At 74.2% G+C, this 21207-nt stretch carries 19 protein-coding genes; 4 read left to right on the plus strand and 15 right to left on the minus strand.

Annotated elements, in window-relative coordinates; all coding sequences use genetic code 11:
- Positions 1 to 128 precede the first annotated feature (128 nt).
- Both purU and RLT57_RS10755 read right to left on the minus strand, forming a co-directional pair.
- On the minus strand, positions 129 to 1019 hold the full coding sequence (gene purU / locus RLT57_RS10750) for a formyltetrahydrofolate deformylase (protein WP_311297151.1): 891 nt from the start codon (positions 1017 to 1019) through the stop codon (positions 129 to 131).
- Positions 1020 to 1116: 97 nt separating this feature from the next.
- Positions 1117 to 1569, minus strand: coding sequence for an SCO4402 family protein (locus tag RLT57_RS10755; RefSeq protein WP_432759750.1), 453 nt, complete (start codon positions 1567 to 1569; stop codon positions 1117 to 1119).
- A gap of 160 nt (positions 1570 to 1729) precedes the next feature.
- Between RLT57_RS10755 and RLT57_RS10760 the strand changes: the two genes are divergently transcribed.
- Entirely contained in the window at positions 1730 to 2989 is a 1260-nt protein-coding gene (locus RLT57_RS10760) for an ABC transporter substrate-binding protein (RefSeq protein WP_311297153.1), read from the plus strand.
- A gap of 108 nt (positions 2990 to 3097) precedes the next feature.
- On the opposite strand, the gene RLT57_RS10765 is transcribed toward RLT57_RS10760, so the two are convergent.
- A complete protein-coding gene (locus RLT57_RS10765; RefSeq protein ID WP_311297154.1) occupies positions 3098 to 4591 on the minus strand; it encodes a hypothetical protein in 1494 nt (497 codons plus the stop codon).
- Positions 4592 to 4998: 407 nt separating this feature from the next.
- Entirely contained in the window at positions 4999 to 6378 is a 1380-nt protein-coding gene (locus RLT57_RS10770; RefSeq protein ID WP_311297155.1) for a transcriptional regulator, read from the minus strand.
- Between the two features lie 598 nt (positions 6379 to 6976).
- On the opposite strand from RLT57_RS10770, the gene RLT57_RS10775 reads away from it, so the two are divergent.
- Both RLT57_RS10775 and RLT57_RS10780 read left to right on the plus strand, forming a co-directional pair.
- Complete coding sequence (locus tag RLT57_RS10775; RefSeq protein ID WP_311297156.1) at positions 6977 to 7864, plus strand: ABC transporter ATP-binding protein; 888 nt, start codon at positions 6977 to 6979, stop codon at positions 7862 to 7864.
- The gene (locus RLT57_RS10780) at positions 7861 to 9540 is read left to right on the plus strand and encodes a transporter (RefSeq protein WP_311297157.1); all 1680 of its coding nucleotides are present in this window, start codon (positions 7861 to 7863) and stop codon (positions 9538 to 9540) included. The genes RLT57_RS10775 and RLT57_RS10780 overlap by 4 nt, the downstream gene beginning before the upstream one ends.
- 66 nt (positions 9541 to 9606) lie before the next feature.
- Here RLT57_RS10780 and RLT57_RS10785 read toward each other — a convergent pair whose 3' ends face one another.
- A complete protein-coding gene (locus RLT57_RS10785; RefSeq protein WP_311297158.1) occupies positions 9607 to 10851 on the minus strand; it encodes an MFS transporter in 1245 nt (414 codons plus the stop codon).
- Between the two features lie 177 nt (positions 10852 to 11028).
- Between RLT57_RS10785 and RLT57_RS10790 the strand changes: the two genes are divergently transcribed.
- Entirely contained in the window at positions 11029 to 11619 is a 591-nt protein-coding gene (locus RLT57_RS10790) for a CGNR zinc finger domain-containing protein (protein ID WP_311297159.1), read from the plus strand.
- A 43-nt stretch (positions 11620 to 11662) separates the two neighbouring features.
- Here the strand turns inward: RLT57_RS10790 and RLT57_RS10795 are convergent, their stop codons facing one another.
- The 10 genes from RLT57_RS10795 to RLT57_RS10840 form a co-directional block, all read right to left on the minus strand.
- Positions 11663 to 12289 (minus strand): hypothetical protein, encoded by a 627-nt coding sequence (locus RLT57_RS10795; RefSeq protein WP_311297160.1) that lies wholly within the window; start codon positions 12287 to 12289, stop codon positions 11663 to 11665.
- Positions 12290 to 12723: 434 nt separating this feature from the next.
- On the minus strand, positions 12724 to 14031 hold the full coding sequence (locus RLT57_RS10800; protein WP_311297161.1) for a hypothetical protein: 1308 nt from the start codon (positions 14029 to 14031) through the stop codon (positions 12724 to 12726).
- A 113-nt stretch (positions 14032 to 14144) separates the two neighbouring features.
- Positions 14145 to 14420 carry a hypothetical protein gene (locus RLT57_RS10805; protein WP_311297162.1) on the minus strand — a complete coding sequence of 92 codons (276 nt, stop codon included), beginning with the start codon at positions 14418 to 14420 and terminating at the stop codon, positions 14145 to 14147.
- Between the two features lie 43 nt (positions 14421 to 14463).
- Positions 14464 to 15327, minus strand: coding sequence for a hypothetical protein (locus tag RLT57_RS10810; RefSeq protein WP_311297163.1), 864 nt, complete (start codon positions 15325 to 15327; stop codon positions 14464 to 14466).
- Positions 15328 to 15529: 202 nt separating this feature from the next.
- Entirely contained in the window at positions 15530 to 15859 is a 330-nt protein-coding gene (locus RLT57_RS10815) for a hypothetical protein (RefSeq protein ID WP_311297164.1), read from the minus strand.
- A 384-nt stretch (positions 15860 to 16243) separates the two neighbouring features.
- The gene (locus tag RLT57_RS10820) at positions 16244 to 19192 is read right to left on the minus strand and encodes a LysM peptidoglycan-binding domain-containing protein (protein ID WP_311297165.1); all 2949 of its coding nucleotides are present in this window, start codon (positions 19190 to 19192) and stop codon (positions 16244 to 16246) included.
- 189 nt (positions 19193 to 19381) lie between these two features.
- Positions 19382 to 19876 carry a pilus assembly protein TadG-related protein gene (locus RLT57_RS10825; protein ID WP_311297166.1) on the minus strand — a complete coding sequence of 165 codons (495 nt, stop codon included), beginning with the start codon at positions 19874 to 19876 and terminating at the stop codon, positions 19382 to 19384.
- Positions 19876 to 20409 carry a TadE/TadG family type IV pilus assembly protein gene (locus RLT57_RS10830; RefSeq protein ID WP_311297167.1) on the minus strand — a complete coding sequence of 178 codons (534 nt, stop codon included), beginning with the start codon at positions 20407 to 20409 and terminating at the stop codon, positions 19876 to 19878. The genes RLT57_RS10825 and RLT57_RS10830 overlap by 1 nt, the downstream gene beginning before the upstream one ends.
- Positions 20410 to 20413: 4 nt before the next feature.
- Positions 20414 to 20797 (minus strand): TadE family protein, encoded by a 384-nt coding sequence (locus tag RLT57_RS10835; protein ID WP_399129816.1) that lies wholly within the window; start codon positions 20795 to 20797, stop codon positions 20414 to 20416.
- Between the two features lie 145 nt (positions 20798 to 20942).
- Positions 20943 to 21191 carry a Flp family type IVb pilin gene (locus RLT57_RS10840; RefSeq protein ID WP_311297169.1) on the minus strand — a complete coding sequence of 83 codons (249 nt, stop codon included), beginning with the start codon at positions 21189 to 21191 and terminating at the stop codon, positions 20943 to 20945.
- Positions 21192 to 21207: the final 16 nt, after the last annotated feature.

Here is a 21207-nt window from a genome sequence, read left to right on the forward strand (position 1 = left end):
GGCGGTCGGCTCCTCGGGCCGGGGCCCGCCCACCCGGGCCCGGCGGCCCGGCACGGCCCGGCGGAACACTCCGGCCCCAAGGCCCGAAGGCCCGAAGGCCGGCGGCACGCCCCGGCCCGGCCGACGGCTCAGCCGAAGACGACCGTGCGCCGCCCGTTGAGCAGCACCCGGTGCTCGCTGTGCCACTTCACCGCCCGGGCCAGCGCCTGGCACTCCACGTCCCGTCCGATGGCGACGAGCTGCTCGGGCGTGACCTCGTGCCCGACCCGCTCGACCTCCTGCTCGATGATCGGTCCCTCGTCCAGGTCGGCCGTCACGTAGTGCGCCGTCGCGCCGATCAGCTTCACCCCCCGGTCGTGCGCCTGGTGGTACGGCTTGGCGCCCTTGAAGCTCGGCAGGAAGGAGTGGTGGATGTTGATGATCCGGCCGGACAGCCTGCGGCACAGGTCGTCGGAGATCACCTGCATGTAGCGGGCCAGGACGACGAGCTCCACGCCCTCCTTCTCCACCACCTCCAGCAGCCGCGCCTCCGCGTCCGCCTTGCCGTCACGGGGGACGGGGATGTGGTGGAACGGGACGCCGTAGGAGCCGACGAGGTCCCGGAAGTCGGTGTGGTTGGAGACGACCGCGGCGATCTCCACCGGCAGGGCGCCGATGCTGGTCCGGAACAGCAGGTCGTTCAGGCAGTGGCCGAACTTGCTGACCATGAGGACGACGCGCATGCGCTCGGCGGCCGGGTGGATCCGCCAGTCCATGTGGTAGGCGCCGCCCACCGCGGCGAAGCTCGCCCGCAGCCTGTCCGCGGTCACCTCGGACTCGGCGGAGAAGTGGACGCGCATGAAGAACAGCCCGGTGTCCTGGTCGCCGAACTGCTGGCTGTCGACGATGTTGCAGCCGGTCATGAAGAGATAGCTGGAGACCGCGTGCACGATGCCCTGCTTGTCGGGGCACGACAGGGTCAGGACGTACTGCGACGGCGACTGCGGTTCGGCCGGCTGCGGCGGCTGCTGATCGTTCACCGCGCCAGCCTGGCACAGCGCCGGGCCGCTGGGCAGTCCTGTCCGGCAACCGGAACGGAACCCGCCGGGCGCCTGGCGCGTGCCGTGCCGGGCCACCTCAGGGCGCGACCGTGCGGTTGTATATCGCCAGCACCTCCAGCGACCGCGGCGGCACGTCCGGATCCTCGCCGTCGGCGGTGGCCAGCCGTACGTGCGCCTCGCGGGCCGCCCGGACCGCGTCCGGCCAGGCGGGGTGCTCCACATAGGCGCCGGCGGGCGCGTCGGCGCCCACCTGGTGCAGGATCTTCAGCACCCGGAGCACGGCGACGTCGACCAGCGCCGCCTCCTGGGCGTCGCGGAAGATCGTGCCGAGGTACTTCTCGGCGGACCAGTTGTCGAGCCAGGTGTCCTCGACGAGCCGGTACACGGCGTCGGTGACGTCTCCGTAGCCGTCGTGGCCGGCCTGCCATACGTCCCGCTGGAACACCGGGTCACTGATCATGTGCAACGCGGAGCGCACATTGCTGCGCCAGCGCCACCACGGCATGTCGTTGAGTGGCATGCCCCCCATCGTGGAGGAGGCACGGCCGCGACGGGAAGACTTCTCCGAACCTTGCACAGTCGCAGATCGTACGCATGCGAACGGCGGCACCTGTAATTCACCGGAAAGTGACCGCTTATTACGCCGCGGACACCCTGACGTTGGCGGCGAGCCGGAATGTTCCGGTGACATGACCGACCGGCGTGTGCGCAGGACCCGGATGGCCGCCGTGGCGATCACCGCCGTATCCGCGCTGCTCAGTGGCTGCGGCGTGCTTCCGGGGAGCGCGGGCGGCTCCCCGGCGCCCGTGGTCGTGATGACCTGGGCGCCCGTGGACACCAAGGCCACCAACATGCCGGGGATGCTCGCCATGGCGGAGGTGGCGGAGAAGTACCTCAACGCCCAGGGCGGGCTGAACGGCCGCAAGGTCGAGGTCCTCACCTGCAACGAGCGGGACGACCCGGTCGCGGTCACCGACTGCGCCCGGCAGGCGGCCGACGCGGGCGCGGTCGCGGTGGTCGGCTCGTACAGCGAGCAGGGCTCGGCCTTCACCAGCGCGCTGGAGTCCAGCGGCATCCCGTACATCGGCGGCTACGGCATCACCGAGGACGAGTTCCAGAGCCTGCTGTCGTACCCGCTCAACGGCGGGCTGCCCGCGCTGCTGGCCGGCAGCGGCCGGCAGCTGGCGGACCTGTGCGAGAAGGTGACGCTGATCCGGCCCGACTCGATCACCGGCGACCAGTTCCCGCTGTTCCTCGATACCGGGCTGAACGTCGGCGGCCTCGCCGACGCCCGCGACATCCCCACCGCGGACGACTCCTCGGACTACATCGCGGTCGCCGCCCAGGCGGTAGGCGACAACAAGCTCTCCTCCTGCGTCTCGGCGGTGCTCGGCGACCACACCGGTACGTTCTTCGACGCGCTGCGCCGGACCGGGGACTCCCGGCCGAAGGTCCAGCTGTCGTCGGTGATCGGCAGCGTCCAGCAGTCGGTGGTCGACTCCACCGGCGGCCCGGAGAGCCCGCTGGAGCACACCTCCATCACCAGTTGGTACCCGCCCGCCTCCGACCCCAGGTGGGACCGGATGAAAGCGGCCGTCAACAAGTACGCGTTCGGCGACGACCGGATCGACCTCGCCGACCCCGGGGCGCAGACCACGTGGATCGCCTACCAGGTGCTCGCCCGGGTGGTCCGGGCGATGGGCCCCGGGACCAGGGTGGACGCGGAGGGCGTGCAGCGGGCGATGGACCGCACCACACACCTGTCGACCGGCGGTCTGACCCCGGACCTCGGCTGGACCGACGACGACATGAAGTCCGTCCCCGAGCACGCCCGGATGGTCAACACCGAGGTCACCTACCAGCGGATCGTCAACGGCCGGCTGGTGTCGGCGCGGCCCGGCTTCGTGGACCTGACCGCGACGCTCAGGACGCGCAGGAGCGGGTACTGATGGGCGCGGGCGCGGCGGCGGACCCGGCGGCGGCCACGGGCCCGGCCGGCGGCGGGCCTACGGGCCGGCCGGCCGCGGCGCCCAGCCGCCGGCCGGGCGCGGGCGCGGCTACAGCTGCCGGTACTCCCGCTTGGTGAGCCCGTACTTCCCGGCGATCGCGTTCCACAGCTTGACCGCCTTCTTCTTCTGCGTGGTGGCGGTGTAGCTCTGGGTGTCGCCCGCGGTGGTCTCCGAGGTGGACCGGGCGTGGCCGCCCTTGCAGGCGCCCGGGTCGGAACCCGTCTGGTCGGCCCAGTTGGCGTAGTGCACGTCCGCGGCGGCGGACGCCTTCCACGCCTTGGTCAGCTCTTCGGTGAGCGCCGCGTGGTTCGGCAGCCTGTCCACCGACAGGGTGCCGAGTCGGGTCACCAGCCCGGTGCGCTGGGTCGCGGCGTCGCGCAGCCTGGCGGAGGCGCCGGACAGGTCCTTGCAGTCCTTGACCGACGCGACCGCGGCGACCACCGCGCTGCGGCTGTCGCCGCTGGTGTCGAGCAGCGCGTCGAGGGCCTTCGCCTGCTGCTCGACCTCGGCCTCGTCACCGCTGCCGGCGGCCTGCCCGGAAGGGGCCGCGGACACGCTGGGGGCGGTGGAGACGGTGCTCTTGCCGGCCGCGGTACCGGGGTCGTCATCGCCGCCGCCCCCGCTGAGCAGGCCGCCGACGACGACGCCGGCCACCACGATGGCCGCCACCGCGATACCCGCCACCACCTTGGGGGACATCCGCCGCCCGCCGCCCCGGCCGCCGTTCTCGTCGTAGCCGTAGCCGGGTTCGTACGGGCCCGGCTGCTGCCCGTACGGGGGCTGCTGCTGCCCGTACTGCGGCTGAGCGGGCTGGGCGGCCTGCTGCTGCCGGTCGGGCGGCGCGATGATCCGCTGCCGCATCGGGGGCGGGCTCGGCACGTCGGTACGGAAGAGGTGATCGTAGTCGCTGTCGTGCTGCGGGGCGGGGGCGGGGCCGGACTGCTGCTCGTCGTAGCCGCCGCCGTACTCCTGGCCGTAGCCCTGGACGCCCTGGCCCGGCGGGGGCTGCTGGGGGCCGCCGTACCGCTGCTGGTCGTAGCCGGTCTCGTACGGCTGCCGCTGGTCGTACGCCGGCTGCTCGTAGCTCTGGGGGGCCTGCTGGGCGTAGGGCTGCTGCTGCTCGTACGGCTGCTGGTTCTCGGGGAAGCCCGGCAGCGGCAGCGCCCGCGTGGCCTCGGCGGGCGCCACGGCCCCCGGGTGTCCCGGGGCCGCCGCCTGCGGCGGTAGTACGGGTCCGGGGGCGCCGGGGTGCGGCCCGGCGGACGGGTCGGCGCCCGGGTAGGGGGGCAGCATCTGGGTCGCGTCGGCTATGGGGACCGGGCCGCCGGGGACGGGGCCGGGGCCGCCCGCGGATCCGGGCAGGCCGGCCGGATAGGGCGGCAGCATCTGCGTGGCGTCGGCCGGTTCGGGCCCGGCGCCCCAAGGGCTGCCGCCGGCCGGCTGGACGTGCTCGCCGTACGCCGGGGGCTGGTTCTGCCCTGAGGGGTGGCCGGCGCCCCGGTACGCTTCCGGCGATTCCTCGCCGCGTCCGCTGCTGTGCATCGCCGCCCACTCCCGCCTCTGACCCCGCTGTCGCAACCGTCCGCCAACGCTACCGGGTTATCAGGAAAGCCGACCACGCGCCCGGACGGGCGAGCCCCGGGCCGCGCCCGGCACACGCGGCCGACCACCGGGCGGGGCCCGGCCTCGCCCGGTCTGCCCAGCACTTTGGCCACCCGGGTGCGTATGCGGTGTCGGTACGGTAACGATTCGGCGCACAGCGGTGATTGGCGCTTCCCTTCCGCGTCCGGGGCCGGTTGTGGGCATCTCCGCGGCGGCGCGGGCCCCGCTCCGCACGCCTGCCGCGCTCTCCTCGACCGACGACGCACCGCGCCGCCTGCCTCCGCCGCCTCACAGCGGCGACGCACCGGACCCCGCTCCGCCGCCCACGCAGATCCTGACGACTGTCCCTAGGCCGCTTCCCGTTCCGCCAGCCGGGCGTCGAACTCCCGCACCGCGGGCTCCGCTTCGTACGGCTCCAGGCGGTGGCGGAAGCCTTCCAGGTACTCGGTGCCGCGGTTGGAGCGCAGGCCGGACAGCAGGGCGACGGCCTGGGCGCCGGTGTGGCAGGCCCGTTCGACCTCCCGCTGCTGGACCTGGGCGTCGGCAAGCAGCAGCAGGTCGATGGCGCGGCGGCGGGACCGCGTCTCGGGGTGCGCGGCGAGTGCCTCCTCGGCGTGGCGGGCGGCGGGCTCTGCCTCGCCCAGGTCGCGGTGGCAGTGGGCGAGTTCGTCGGCGAGGTAGGCGCGGTCGAAGTGCGCTATCCAGTCCGGGTCCTCCTCCGGCCGGGAGCGGTCCATGGCCTCGGTGGCGAGCCCGGCGACGGCGGCGAAGGTGCGGGCGTCGCCGAGCAGGGCGTGGCCGCGGGCCTCGGCGGCGTAGAACATCGCCTCGGCGGTGGCGGTGACCTGGCCACGGGCGCCTTCCTGGGCGGCACGGGCGAGTTGGGCGATCTCGCGCGGGTTGCCGAGGGAGGCGGCGAGGTGGCTCATGCCGGCGGCGAGGATGTATCCGCCGTACCCGCGGTCGCCGGCAGCCTGAGCGAGCCGCAGTGCCTGGATGTAGTAGCGCTGGGCCAGGCCGGGCTGGCCGGTGTCGACCGCCATATACCCGGCGAGCTCGGTCAACCGGGCGACGGCGGAGAAGAGTTGGCGGCCCACCGCCTCCCGGTAGCTCCCGCCGAGCAGCCCGGAGACGACGCTGTTGAGGTAGTGCACGACGACCGGCCGCACATGGCCGCTGCCGAAGCGGTGGTCGAGGTCGGTGAGCGCCTGAGTGGTGGCCTTGACCGCCGCGACGTCCGACATGCCCACCAGGGCCCCGCCGTTGCGGGCCACGCCCTGGTCGGGGCGGGTGATCAGCCAGTCCCGGCTGGGCTCGACGAGCGCGGAGGCGGCGACGGTGGAGCCGGTGAGGAAGTCACGGCGGCCGACGTCGCTGCGCCACAGCTCGCAGACCTGCTCGATCGCGCCGAGCACGGTCGGCGCGAAGTGCAGGCCGATGCCGGTGGCCAGGTTCTTGCCGTTGGCCATGCCGATCTCGTCTATGGAGACGGCCCGGCCGAGCTTGCGGCCCAGCGCCTCGGCGATGATGCCCGGTGCCCGGCCGCGCGGCTGCTGGCCGCGCAGCCAACGGGCCACGGACGTCTTGTCGTAGCGCAGGTCGAGGCCGTGCTCGGCCCCGCACATGTTGACCCTGCGGGCCAGCCCCGCGTTGGAGCAGTTGGCCTCCTGGATCAGTGCCTGGAGTCGTTCGTTGGGCTGCCGTGCCACTAACGGTCGCGCCGCCATAGGTCCCCCCTCGTTGTCCCTCGGTTCGTCATTTCCCACCAGAAAGTCCGATTACGCTCGTAGTGGCGGAAATTCACCCGTGCCGGGAGGCACCCGGCGTCTGTTGACCGTCCGTTGTTACCCGGTTTCGGGGCCGGGTGCCCACACGCGCCCCCAGTCGTGCACCAGTGCGCCCACATGAGCGACGGGTCCCCCGTGACTCCTCGTGACGGCCGCGGTCGCGCGGCGCGCGGGCGCTACCGCCGGGGTTCCGCGACAGCTCACCGGCCGGACCGCCGCGGCGGCGGTCCGGCACCGAACGGGAGCGGCGGGGGACGCGCGGTCGGGCGCCCGGCCGCGGGCACGGCGGGGGCGCACCGCGCCGCTCGTGCTCCGCGGCGGTCGGCGCGGCCCGCGCCGCGCCGCGTGCTCCCCGTGCTCCCCCGCTGAGCCCGCGCCGGGCCTGTGACCCGGCGGGACCGGCCGTCACTGTCAGTGGTCCCCTCTAAGGTGGTCGCACGGATGATCGCAGGGCCGATCGCACGGACAAGCCGTGCGCGCCGCCGGGACGGGTGGCGGGGGCGCGGCCCGGGGGAGCAGCGGGGAGGGGTGCCGCGGGATGGGGCGGCCGGAGGACGACAGGCAGGGTGCGGCGAACAGGCCGCGGCCGTACCGGGAGCTGCCCGTCTACGGGGCCACCGCGGCCGGGGCGCCGAGCGGTGCGGAGGGTGCGGGCGGCCCGGTGCCTGCGGTGCTGGTGCGCGGGCTGTGGAAGCGGTTCGGCGGGCACACCGCCGTCGCCGGCATCCATCTGGCACTTCCCGCGGGCCGTTTCATCGGTCTGGTGGGGCCGAACGGCGCCGGGAAGACCACGACGCTGTCCATGGTGACCGGCCTGCTGCGCCCCGACGACGGGAGCGTGCAGATCGTCGGCCACGACGTGTGGTCGGACCCGGTGGCGGTGAAGTCCCGGATCGGGGTGCTGCCCGAGGGGCTGCGGCTCTTCGAACGGCTCTCGGGACGTGAACTGCTCAGCTACACCGGCCGGTTGCGCGGCCTGCCCGGCCCGGAGGTCGACAAGCGGGCCGCCCAGCTGCTGGAGGTGCTCGACCTCGCCGACGCCCAGCACAAGCTGGTGGTCGACTACTCCACCGGTATGCGCAAGAAGACCGGCCTGGCCGCGGCGCTGCTGCACAACCCCGAAGTCCTTTTCCTCGACGAGCCGTTCGAAGGCGTCGACCCGGTGTCCGCGCAGATCGTCCGCGGAGTGCTGGAGCGCTACACGGCCTCCGGCGGCACCGTCGTGTTCTCCTCGCACGTGATGGAGCTGGTGGAGAGCCTGTGCGACTGGGTCGCCGTGATGGCGGCCGGCCGGATCGTGGCGCGCGGCCCGCTCGCCGAGGTGCGCGGCGCCGCGCCGACCCTGCAGGACGCCTTCCTCTCGCTGGTCGGCGCCGACCGGCGGGGCGGCCAGGACCTGGACTGGCTCGGCGGAGGCGCCCGGTGACCGGGCCCGGAGCGCCGGCCGCCGCCGGGGCGCCGCCCGCCGCCGCTTCGGCCCGGGCCACCCGGGCGCCCTCGGTGACGCCCGTCTTCGTCCGGCTCAAACTGACGGTGATCCGCAACGGCCTGCGCCGGTCCCGGGGCCGCGCGATCGGCTGGTCTGCCGGTGTCGGCTTCTCGATGCTCTACGCGCTGGGGCTCGGCGCGGGCATGATCGCGCTGCGCGGCGGCCACTACGCGCCGGCCGCCGCCGTCGCCCTGGCCGTCTGCCTGGGTCTGGGCTGGGCGGTGATGCCGCTGTTCTTCTTCGGCGGCGACGACACCCTGGATCCGACCCGGCTGGCGATGCTGCCGCTGCGCCCGCGCCGGCTGACCACCGCGCTGCTGGTGTCCTCGCTGATCGGTGTCGGCCCGCTGTTCACGGTGCTGGTCTCCACCGGCGCGGTGGTCGCCGTCGCGCACGGCGGCCCCGCCGCGGTGGTGGCGGTGTGCGCGGTCGTGCTGCTGCTGGTGACGTGCGTGGCGCTGTCCCGGGCGGTGGCCGCCGCCAACACCCGGCTGCTGACCAGCCGCAGGGGCCGCGACCTGGCACTGCTCAGCGGCCTGTTCGTGGCGGTCGGCGCCCAACTGGTCAACCTGGGCGTCAGCTCGCTGTCCTCCGACGGCGGCCTGCGCCGGATCACGGCCGCCGCCTCGGTGCTGCGCTGGATACCGCCGGCCCCGGTCGTGGACGCGGTGCGCTCCACCGGGCAAGGCGCCTACGGCCTGGCGGCGGTGCAGCTGCTGTACGGGGTGGTGGTGCTCGCGGCGATCCTGCGCTGGTGGTACCGCAGCCTGTTCCGTCTGATGGTGTCGCCCGACGCCTCGACCGTCGTGGCGGCGGCGGACGCGGCCAGGAGCGCCGGCCGGGCCGGGTGGCCGGCGCGGGCCGCCCGGCTGCTGCCGGGCCGGCTGGTCGGCGGCCGGACGGGCACGGTGATGGAGCGCCAGTTCCACTACCTGTGGCGCGATCCGCGCTCCCGGGCGTCGCTGGCCACGGGCCTGGCGGTCGGCCTGCTGCTGCCGCTGGTCGCGGTGGTGCAGCACGGCACGGTCTACCAGTGCCTGTGGGCGGCGGGCCTGCTCGGCATGCAGCTGTACAACCAGTTCGGCATGGACGGCTCGGCGTTCTGGACGGTGGCGGCGACCATATCCACCCGCCGGGACGCGGCGCTCGAACTGCGCGGCCGGGCCCTGGCGCTGGTGGCGATCGCGGTGCCGTACGTCACGGTGGTCACCGCGGGTGCCGCCCTGCTGCTCGGCCGGCTCGCCGCGCTGCCCGAGACGCTGGGCCTCGCCTTCGCGTTCCTGGGCGCGCTGACCGCGACCGGCGCGTATGCCAGCGTGCGCTTCCCGTACGCCGTGCCGCACGACAACCCGTTCGGCAACGCGGCGCCGGGACAGGGCGGCCTGGTCGCGCTCAACGTGTTCGGCGGCACGCTGAGCGGGGCCGTGTGCTGCCTGCCGGTGCTGGCGCTGTCGGTGGGCCTCCACCTCACCGGGCATAACGCGCTGCTGTGGACGGTGCTGCCGGCGGGGATGGCCTACGGCGCCGCGGTGGGGGCGGTGGCGCTGCGCTTCACCGCGCCGCGGCTGCTGGGGCGGCTGCCGGAGATCCTGGCGGCGGTGGGGAGGGTCTGAGCCTGAGCCGTGTCGGAGGGATCCGGGGGCGCCGCGGGCCGGGAGTCCTCCTCCCGCGGCGGGGGCTCAGCCGGACGTCGCGCGACGGAGCTCGGTGGTCCAGCCGAGCAGGGCGACCACGGGCAGGGCGGCGCCGAGGACGGTCGCGGCGGTCCAGCCGCCCGCGTGGTAGGCGTACGAGCCGGCCTGGGAGCCGATCGCGCCGCCGACGAAGAAGGTGGCCATGAAGGCGCTGTTGAGCCGGGCCCTGGCCCGGCCGTCGAGCTGGTAGACGACCTGCTGGCCGAGGATGAGGGTGGTCTGGGTGCCCATGTCCAGCACCACGGCGGCCGCGCCGAGCGCGATCACGTTGTGCCGCCCGAACCCGGCGAGGGCGAACGCCAGCGCCGTGGCCGCGAAGGCGACGGCCGTCGCGGGCCGTACCAGGCCGCGGTCCGCCCACCGCCCGGCGAACGGCGCGACCAGCGCGCCCCCGGCCCCGGCCAGCGCGAACAGGCCGACCTGCCACTGCGCGTAGTCGAAGGGCGGGCTGGTGAGCACGTAGGAAATGGTGGTCCAGAAGACCGAGAACGCGGCGAACATCGCCGACTGGTAGAACGTCCTGCGGCGCAGCGCCGGGTGCACCTTCATCAGGCGGACCGTGGAGCGCAGCAGCTCGCGGTACGACAGGGAGCCCGCCGGGGCGGAGGGGGCGCGGCGGGGCAGGCGGGCGCGCAGCACGAGGGTCAGCACGGTCATCAGCGCCGCCGAGGTCAGGAAGACGACCCGCCAACTGGTCGCGCCCGCCAGCAGGCTGCCGAAGGTGCGGGACAGCAGTATGCCGGTGAGCAGCCCGCTCATCACCTGCCCGACGACCCGCCCCCGCGACGCGTCCGGCGCGAGGTCGGCGGCGAAGGGCACCAGGATCTGGGTGACCACCAGCGTCGGCCCCATCACCAGGGAGGCGGCCAGCAGCACCGGGAAGTCGGGGGCCAGACCGCCGAGGACAAGAGCGGCGACGGTGACGGAGAGCAGCACGGTGGTGAGCCGGCGCTTCTCCAGAACGTCGCCGAGCGGTACGAGCAGCAGCAGGCCGACGGCGTAGCCGATCTGGGTGGCGGTGACGAGCCCGCCGGCGGTGACCGGTGAGATGCCGAAGTCGTGGCGCAGCTCGCTGAGCAGCGGCTGGGCGTAGTAGAGGTTGGCGACCGTCAGGCCGCAGGAGACGGCGAGCAGGACGATCAGGCTGCGGGGCGGGCCCTGAGGCGCCGCGCCGGTGGCCGCACTGTCCGGAGCGCGCCCGGAGGGTACGAGGTCGGCGGGGTGGGACATCGGGGCCTTTCGGGTGGGCTGGGCGCGGGACGGGGGCGGCACGACAGGCTGGGCTGGGCTGGGCTGGGCTGGGCTGGGCTGGGCTGGGCTGGGCGAGAATACGGCACCGGTTTAACCGGTGAACCAGGGCCCGCACGACCGTACCAGTTATACCGGTTCGGCCGGTAGGCTGGCCCGATGACCGACAGAGCCGCCGCACCCGTCCGCTTCCGCCAGGGCTCGGGCCGATTGTGCCTGGACTTCCTGCGGACCCTGCGGTACCGGGGTACGCCCGAGGTCACCGAGGAGTTGGCCGAACCGGAGGCGCTGGCCGCGTGGGTGGCGCAGTGCGGGCCCTTCGGGGACGGCACCGTACCCGTACCCGTACCCGCTCCCGGGCAGCTCCGGGAGGCGGTGACCCTGCGGGAGGCGGTTCACGCGCTGGTCCTGGCCGCACTCGGCCCGGACGGCCCCGCGGCGCTTCCCCCCGCCGCCCGCACCCGGCTCAACTCCGCCGCGACGGCCTCGCTTCCCGTCCCCCGGCTCACCCCCTCCGGCGCGCTGCGCTGGCACGCCGCCGACCCCGTCACGGCCACCCTCGCCCTCATCGCCCGCGACGCGCTCGACCTCGCCACGTCCCCCGCGCTCCTCCCCCGCCTACGCCCCTGCGCCTCCCCCATCTGCGGCGCCTTCTTCCTCGACCACTCCCGGCCGGGCGCCCGCCGCTGGTGCTCGATGGACACGTGCGGCAACCTCGCGAAGAAGGCGGGACTGCGGGCGCGGGCATGAGGCGCGGCACCTGCGACCCGCTACGACCTGCTACGACCCGTAGTCACGCGGCCCCCGCCCCGGGCGCCCAGCTGAAAGTCGTCATCACGGCGTCGAACAGGTCGGCGACGGCCCGCGTGAACGCGCTTTCCGGGTCCCCGTCCCCCGCGGTCGAGAAGCTCACCACCAGCCAGCGCCCTTCCCGCCCCGGCACGGGCACCACATAGTCCACATGCCGCGACGGCACATCGGCCTCCCCCTCCTTCGCCTCCGCCACGTACTCCCGCCGCACCCCCACGGTCCCGGCCACCCCCCGCACTTCCGCCGCCGCCCCGGCAACCCCCGCCGGCTGCCCCAGCACCGCCTCAGCCGCCACGCCGCGCTCCCCCTCGACCCCCGCCACCACGAACGACGCGGCCAGCACCCTCCCACCGGGCCGCGCCCCCACCGGCACGTACAGATCCAGCCCGCCCGCCTTCCGCGCCTCCCCCACCAGCTCCTCCACCCGCCGGCGCACATACAGCCGATACGCCATCCCCGCCTCCCGCGCCACCCCCCGCGGAACCCGCTCGACCCGCCGGAACACCTTCTCGTCCAGCGCTTCGTGCGTGCCGCACCGCAGCGGGATCCGGGTCCATCCCGGAGGCAGCAGCAGGGTGTACCCGACGGGCCCGTCGGGCATCACGGTCACCGGGCAACCTCCGCCCTGCGCGCGTCCCGCCGCATCCGCCAACGGGCGAGGGTCGCAACGAGGGGAGCGATGAGGGGGATGGGGGTGAGTTCGAAAATCGCGGTCGAGGACACCGCCAAGCCGGTCATAACGCCACCGGTCCACACATGCGACACCACGCCCGAGCACCACCCCCGACTGCGCCGGATGCCGTCCATCCCCCACCACACCAGCATTTGGCCGACAGCGGTCAGACCGAGCACCTCGTCGACGAAGCCGTGCCTCGATAGGCCCCCCACCAGCCGTGCGGTGACCGCAATGAGACATAGGCCGAGCGGGGCGAGCAAACCGCCCCCGCGGACCAGCCTGCCGCTTCGTGCAAGCAGGGGACTGACCAATGACGCGCGGCTAAGCACGGTCCTCGCCTCCAACGTCCTTCACGGGATTCGCGCTGATCACCACGGACTCCCCACCTCCTTCGTGTAGCGGGCCTTCCGATCGCTGTACGGCCCGTAAGCGGGCTTGCTCGGGACGGCATCGCTGGTGCCGAGCAGCTTGTCCATCCCGTCCACGGTGCTCGCAGCGATCCACGTGCCCTGAAATAACCGCCTGTGCGTCTCCGCCCCCGAACTCGCCCGCTGCACCGCCGGAGCATCCTCGTACGCGGCCCGCAGTCGCTTGACGTCCTGGAAGAGATTCGCCGTCTCCCGCTCCCCACCCACCGCTGCCGCCTCCCAGCGGGAGGCCGACGGCATGGGGAGGGCCGCCTCCGCCGAGGCCGCCGCCTCGCCCGCGCGGCGGGATGCCGCGCGGGCGATGTTGCGGTCATGGCGGGCCTTGGCCCGCCGCGCCCGGGTGGAGGCGCGGCGGTTGAGGACCGCCGAGGTACGGTCGCGCAGGGAGCGGCTCGCGCGGGCCGCCTCCTCCGCCGCCCGCGACTCGGCGGCGAGCTCCGCCGCGGACTTGGTGGCGTCGCGCACCGCGCGCAGCCGGGTGAGGGCGAGCGTGCCGGCCCGCATCGTGAGCAGGCCGAAGAGGTCCATGGTGACGTCGGCCCAGGATCCGTCGCCGGCCGAGGCGAGAAGCAGGTGGCCGGCGAGGACGCCGAAGGTGAGCCAGATCGCGAGACCGGCCACCCAGCCCGCCGGGGTCATGGTGATCGCGGTGACGGCGATTCCGGTGGCGACCCAGCTCATCACGTCCACGGCGAAAGAGACGACGCCCCGCCGGCCGTCGATGGCGTTCTTGGCCCGTTCCCACCGGCTGTCCCTGATCGTGTCGTCGATCCGGTCGCGGATCCGGGCGGCGTAGTGGGCCGCGCGATGGTCCCGTTGGGCGGTGACCTTCGCAAGGGACGTACGGTGGGCGGCTGTCGGATCCTCGGCGGGGTCACCCCCGGAAGCCGGACCCGGGTCCGCACCCGAAACCGGCCCCGACCCCGACCCCGGGCCGGAAACGTGCACCGAACCCGGCCCCGAGTCCAGGCCGGAAACCAGACCGGAAGCGGCGGCCCGCTCCGCGTCCGCCCGCGCTGCCAGCAGGATGCGGTCCGCCTCCGCCTGGAAACCCGCAAGTTCCCCTGCCCAGTGGGTCAGTTCGCCGTGGACGCGTTCGTAGCGCTCGGCCGTCTCGCGCAACCGCACCTCCAACTCGCCCGCGCCGTCGCGCAGCGCGTCCGCGTACCGGCCTTTGAGACCCCGGCCCTCGGTGATGGCCTTGAGGTCCTTCGCCTCGGTTCTGAGCAGGGCGGCGACGCGCTTCATGTGCGCGACCTCTTCGAGGATCGCGGCGGGATCGCCGGGGACCGGGTCCGTGTCGGCGAGGGGATGCCAGTCACGCGGCCGGGAACGGTGCCCGGCCGCCGCCCGTGCCCCGCTCAACCCCCCTGCGCCAGACGCTGATCGGTCGACCGGAAGGTCTCCCGCGCCGAGCCGGCCAGACCGCCCACCGCCTCGATACGGGTAAGCAGCCTCTTGCGGTACCAGGACCAGTTGTCCACGAACGCGCCCATAGCGGCGGCGACTTCGCCGCAACCCCATGCGTCGTGCAGCGCGTCGCGGTGTGCCGAGACCGTACGGAACTCGCCGTACAGCCTGCCCAGGAGTCGTTCCGTGTCGGTCAGTACCTCTTGGGTGACCTGGAGGTCGCTCACCCGCGCACCTCCGGACACCACCGGATTCCGTTGTCGGTCGTCACTACCTCACAACGGTCTGCATCTCCCTGGAGGTTACGGCCACATCGGCATATGACAGCCCATCGGGTAGTGCGGGCGCCGCCGCCGGACCGTTCGCGTCGGCGGACGGCGTCCAGGTGACCTTCCATGTCAACTCGGCGTGCGGCGTGTACGCGCCCGCCTTCCGGTAGGTCACGTTGCGGGCGTCGGCCGAGGAGTCGGCCTGAACGCGGCCGTCCGGCCGCTTCGCCAGGTCGTACGTGCAGACCTGCGGCCCGGCATACGGCGTACCCGCGTCCACGCGCAGCGCGGTCGGCACCGCGACCACGGTGGCGGCCACGTCGACCCCGTACTGCGGCGCTTCGATCTCGGCCGTCGTGTGGACGCGGCCGAAGGCTCCCGCGAACCGCACGTGCGTCGCCAGGTTCACCGTCTGGTTCGCCGCGACGGGGCTGAGCGCCACCGGCGGGTTCGGCGGCCTGGTCCGCGAGTACGCGACGTCCTTCAGGTCCAGCGCCGTCGGCACCGCCGGCGGCGGCTCCGGATCACCGGTGGGCACCCAGACCTCGGGCTCGTCATAGGGCGCGCAGTGCGCCAGGGCGTACGCGGCCGAGACGTCGGGGTTGTAGGTGATCTGCCACCACAGCCCGTCCTCGCCCCGGTGGTACTTCTCCGCCTCCAACTCCTCGCGCAGCGGCTCAACGTACTCCCGGCCCGTCCACCAGCCCTTGAGGCCGTCGCGGAAGTACGTCCGGTACTGATCGGGAGTGAAGCGCGGCTTGAACCAGCACCCGGGCGGCGCCCAGTCGGCGTCGGCGGACCGCGACGGGGTGGTCCCGGCGCCGGGTACGGCACTGTCGTAGCGGGTGCGGGTCTCGACGTGCACGTCGATCCACCAGCCCGCGCTGCCGGCCGGGGCGTTGCCGGAGGGCGGATGGGAACCCCCTGGTCGCCGCCCGTGAGCGGTCCGTCCGCCATCGCGGCGGCAGGCGGCAGGCGGCAGGCGGCAGGCGGCAGGCGGCAGGCGGCAGGCGGCAGGGCGAGGGAAAGGGCGGTCAGCGCGGCGACCGCGAGCGCAGTCCGCTTCCTCAGCCGTTCAGGCACTGCGCGGCTCCCTTCGTCCAACTGACCCGGAAGATCTGCCATGTGCCGACGGCGTCTTGCAACTGGCTGACCGTGTGGTAGTAGAGGTAACTCTTGTCGCTCGGCGCATTGCCATTGACCATTCCCGTCCTGAGGTCCTTGCCAAAGGCCTTGCTCTGGTCCTCGCAGCAGTGGGGGAGCATCCCCCTGCCACTTGGCTGGACGTTCAGGCGGTAGTACCGGTAGGCCCTGGTGATCGTCTGGCCGGACTGCCGGACGGCGTGGATACGTTGCGACCGATACAGGCCCGCACTGCCTGCGTAGGCGTACCGCATGGAGGGCACCTCACGGTCACCCTGCGCCGAACCGTCCAGAAAGAGTCAAAATCACGTACTCCAGCCCCGCCACCGCCGCGCCCTCCGCCGCGTCCCGCCTCCTCCCCGGGTCCTCGATCCGCACCTGCACATCCGCCGGCAGCCTGATCTCCGGCGCGCCCGGCGGCGTCGAAGCCGCCGGGAGGACGGCGGGGCGGTCACCGTCGCGGGCAACGGCGCCGCGGGCGCGCCGCTGATCCGGTCGCCCGCCGAGTCGCCTGAGCCGCCGCACGTGGTCAGGGCGAGCGCGCCGGTCAGGGTCCGGGCGACCGCGAGGGACGTTGCGCTCCTGGGGCTCTTGGGGGGGGATAGGCGGGGGGCAAGGCTCGGGGCTCCAGTGGGGGGTCAGTTGGCGGTGTCGCCGCGCCACGCCGGGAGGTACTCGTCCAACAGCGCCTCGACGCGCGGCGGGAGCCCGCGGTGGGGGCCGGCTGCCGCGTTGCCGCGGGCGACGAGCGACCGGGCCGCGGTTTCCAGGCGGGCCGGGTCGCCGGTGGCGTGGGTGGCGCGCAGGAGTTCGAGCCAGAGGCGTTCGTCGTCCGGGGAGACGGTGAGGCCGGTCTCGACGGCGGCGACGGCCGCCTTGGGCTTGGCGGCGTCGAGGTGGAGCCGGGACAGCGCGAGGGCCGTCTCCGCGACCAGGACGGGGTGGTGGGCGTCGACCATCTCGTGGCCGAGCCAGCCGTAGCGGCCGGGCGAGCGGTCGGCGAGGAGGGGGCCGCGGGCCAGTGAGAGGGCATCGGTGAGCAGGCGGCGCCGAGCGGCCGGGTCGGCGGCGGCCCGGCCCTCGGTGGCTTCGTGGTGGAGGGTCTGCAGGACGTCCCAGTCGGAGACGACGGAGGTGGCGAGCACGATCCGGCCGGTGTCGTCGACGGTGAGCCGGGCGGCGCCGCCGGGGTCGGTACCGAGCCAGTCGCGGAGGCGTTCGATCAGGGCGTCGCGTACGTCCTCGGTGACGCCGCGCGGCCACAGCGCGGACGCCAGCACCCGGGGGTGGACGCCTTCGCGGTGCAGCAGGAGCAGGGCGAGCGCTTCGTGGAGGGCCGGGCCGCGTTCGGCGTCGGGGGTGTCGAGGCCGATGATCTCGAATGGGCCGAGCAGGCGGGCGTACACGCCGGGGCGGCCCTGGTCGGAGAGGTCGACGAGGAAGGGCGGGGCGGCCGGGCCGGGTCCGTCGTCATCGCCGGCGTCGTCGCCCGCGTCGGCGAACAGCCGTAGGGCGGCTTGGTATTGGTCGGCGGGCAGCAGTTGGGCCGCCAGGTCGAGGCCGAGCAGGGGGGCCAGCAGCCGTCCGGCGGGGGTGACTTCGAGTTCCCAGGCGGCGCCGGGCAGTTCGGGGCGGCTGGAGGCGACGAGGTAGCCGATGCCCAGTCGGCCGGCGTCGGCGGCGAGTTCGGCGAGACGGTCGGCCTCCTCGTCGGTGGGTTCGGCGGCGAGCAGGACCAGGTGCGGGGCCCACTGGGTGTGCTGGGCGCGGCCGGTACGGCCGGTGAGGACGCTGTCCTGGCCTGCGGTACGCAGCGCCCCGGCGCGCTGGGCGGTCTCCGCGGTCATGGCCTCGATGGTCTCGGGCACGTCGGCGAGGTGCCGTACGCGGGCGGGGGCGAGGGCGGTGAGGTCCTCGGCGAAGCCGACCAGGGTGACGGTCATCCGGTCCGACCAGCCGTTGGTGGCGAGTTCGGCGGCGACGGAGGCGAGGACGGCCTCGCGGTCGGCGCGGGCGCCGGCCAGCGAGACGATGCCGGGCACCGCTTCCAGGTTGAGCAGCAGCCGGACGCCGTCGAGCGTGCCGAGCGTGACCAGCCCGGGGTAGGGGGCGGCGGCGGACACGTCGGCGTCCTCGGGCAGGTCGGCGCGGTCGAGCCGCCAGAACGTCTGGTCCTGGCCGAGCTGCCAGGGCGTGGGCGGCTGCCCTTCGGGCCAGGCGAGTTGCAGGTGCAGGCTGTCGCCGGTGAGCCAGGCGGCATACGCGGTGGGGAGTCGGCGGCCCTCGCCGTCGAGCCGGGTGGACAGGGCGCGCAGGGCGTGGTCGAGGAAGGTGACGGTGTCCTGGTCGGCGCCGATCCGCAGCGCGTCGGCGGCATCGGCCTGCGGGCCGCCGGGGGTGCGCGGGGTGTGCAGGGCGCCCGCGGTGGCGGACTGCGCCAGGGCGGTACGGCGGCGGCGGCCGAGTGCGGCGAGCAGGCCGGCGGCCAGCAGTGGGGCGCCGATCAGCGCTTCCGGCAGGCCGAAGGCGGTGGCGGGGGAGGTGACGGCGGTGACGGCGGCGGCGGTGGTCGGGGACGGCTCGTGCCCGGCGCGGGTCGCGGTCCCGCCGATGGGGGCGGTCCTCGCGGGTCCGGCCGCCGGTTCGGCGGCCGGGGTCGGCGCGGCGGCGTGCGCGCCTTCGGCCACCGTGTCCGCGGCGCCGCCGTGCTCGGCGTACCGCAGCACGTCGGGGGCGGTGTGCGGGGAGGTGGCCGGCATCTGTACGAGCTCGCCGCCGTGCGCGTCCGCGGGCATCTCCATCACCCAGCCGGGCCGGATCAGGCTGGCCTGCGACAGCCGTGCACCGTCGGGCTGCACCCGGTCCTTGTTGAGCTGGTAGATCTCCTTGTAGCGGCGGCCGTCGCCGAGGTGGCGCTGGGCGATCTCCCACAGCGTGTCGTGGTGGCGGCCCCCGGGCGGGGTGATCCGGTAGAACTTGGTCGCCTGCCGGGCGGTGTGTGCGGCGCCCTGGCTCGCGGCGGCGCGCGGGGCGGTCTGCTGCTGCGGTACGGCGGCGGTCCGCTGTACCTGCCGGCCTGGGGTCTGCTGGGCGGTGACGGCGACGCCGGGCCGCGCCTGGCTCTCCGCCTGGTGGTGCCGGCCCACCTGGGACAGTCCGGGGACCAGGCCCGCGGTGCCGACGCCGATCAGCAGCAGCGCCGCGATCAGCCGCCGGGCCAGCAGTTGGCTGGGGCCGGCGGCGGGCACCCGGTGCGGCAGGCCCACGCCGGATAGGGCGGCTCTGGTCTCTACGACCACGCATGCGGTGAACTGCGCCCACGCCAGCCACACCACGACGGCGAGGGTGTTGACGAACGTCTCCGCGGTGATCGGCTGCTGCACCAGGTCGGAGTCGAGGTGGTGCGGGAAGGGGGAGCCGACGAAGTACAGCAGCGCTCCGGGCACGCCGACCAGCAGCACGCCCAGCGCCAGGAACGCGGCCAGCGCCCGTACGACGTCGCCGACCGTGCGCCGGCCGCGCGGTGGGCGGACCGCCGTGCCGCCTTGCGGCGCGCGGTTACGTCCCGTGGCGGTGGTGCGTGCCATGGCTGCTTCCTCTTCTGCCTTCGGTACGGGCGGGCGCTGGGTCTGCGGTCGGTACGGACGGGTGCGGGCTGATCCGGGGTCCCGGGCCGGTACGGGTTCCGGGCCAGTGGGGGTCCGGCCGGTACGGGTCCCGGCCGGTACGGGTCCCGGCCGGTACGGACTGGTGGCCGCCGCCGGCGCGGGGGTCGGTCAGTTCGCGGCGCCGGTGATGGACTCGGCGGCGGCGGTGCCGCGTACGATGACCGGCTTGTCGTAGAAGAAGCCGGTCAGTATCGGCCGGTAGGTGAGCTGTATGGACACCTCCACCCGGTCGGGTTCCGCGAGGGTGCAGCCGGAGTGGTCGATGTCCTCCCGGTCGAGGCCGGACCTGGCGGCGAAGGTCTGTACGTCGGTGGTGCAGTCGGCGGTCTTGATCACGGCCGCGGTGGCGCCGTCGGCCGCGCGCAGCGCCTCGACGTCGATGTCCTCGGCCGCGTAACGGGCCGCCTGTTCGGCGATGTCGGCGGCGCGTTCGCGTTTGGAGATCGACAGTCCGCCGTCGACGACGAAGGCCGCCAGCGACATGAAGAGCAGGGCGAAGATGAGCACGGCGGCGGTGCCGGAGCCGCGGTCGCCGTGCCGCGTCGCCTGCAGGCGGTCGGCGAGGACGGTGCGGAGGGTGGGGGTGATCCGGGGGTTCGTCATCAGTCCGGCACCGTCCGGTGGTAGGGGTCGATCGGTGAGACGGCCGTGGACGTCAGGGTCTTGTCGATGTCGAGCCCGAGCGAGCCGAGGCCGCGGATGGTGCAGCTCACCCGGACCTGGAAGAGCGAGCCGGCCCTGAATCCGCCGTCGCCCACCTGCCGTACGGACACGGTGCCGTCGACGCAGGTGCCGCCGAGGTCGTTCTCGGCCGCCTCCTTCGCCTGCCGGAGGGCGATGTCCCGCTCGCGCTGGAGGGAGCCGGCCCGCGCGGCGTCCCGGGCGGCGCCGTCCAGCGCGCCCCGGCCGCCGACGAGTTGGCCGAAGGCGACCAGCACCAGGATGAAGAGGATCATCACCGGTGCCAGGATCACCACCTCGATGGTGGACAGGCCGCGGTCGCCACAGCCACAGCCACAGCCACAGCCGCGGGCGCGGGCGCGGGCGCGGGCGTCGTCGTCGTGGCCGTCACGGCCGTCGGTCCGGTGCCGCAGGGCGGCGGCGCGGCGGAGGGCTCCGAGGATTCGGCTGCGCATCGGCTCAGTCCCCCGGGGTGTCCGCGACGAACCGCTCCACCGGGCCCTGCGAGAGCTCCCGGACGTGGAAGTGCAGGCCGGGGAAGATCGTCGGTACGTCGCCGGCGACCTGGACGCCGACCGTCACCGGGTCGGGCTGGACCGGCTTGATCCTGCCGCCGGTGAGCAGCTTCGGGCCGAGCTGCTCGATGTACGTCCGGGCGGTGCTGGTGGCCGTGTCGGACCAGCCGGTCGGGTCGACGTCCGCCTGGTCGCGCGCCTTGCGGGCCCCGGCCTGGGCTGCGGCCTGGGCGACGTGGTCGGCGAAGAGATACAGGCCGAACTGCACGGTCGCGAAGATCATGAAGAACAGCACCGGGGTCAGGAACACGAACTCGATCGCGGTCATGCCGCGGTCGCCGCCGACGCGAGCGCCGGCGGTACGCTTACGCGCGCCCACGCCGCTGTCGCCCCGCGCGGCGTCGCGTCCGCGGCGTACGGCGCGGCGCAGTGCCTCGGTGGTCCCCCTCATTGCCCGCTCCCCCGCACCCCGGTCAGCAATTCCCGGAGTCGCCGTTGGCGCCGTCGATGCACTGCTTGACGTCGTCGGCCTTGCCGTTGAGTGCGCCCTTGATGGTGAAGCCGATGGCGACCACTATCCCGACCACGATGGCGGAGATGACCACCCATTCGACGGCGGACGCGCCCCGGGACAGCTCCTGGCGGCGGACGCGGTCCACCCGTCCGCAAAGGTGGGTGATCATGAAGTCCAGCGCGGGATGGGAGACAGGCAGGCGGTTCATGGTGGCGGAAGTCCTC

This window comes from Streptomyces sp. ITFR-21 (assembly GCF_031844685.1).
Classification (GTDB): Bacteria; Actinomycetota; Actinomycetes; order Streptomycetales; family Streptomycetaceae; genus Actinacidiphila.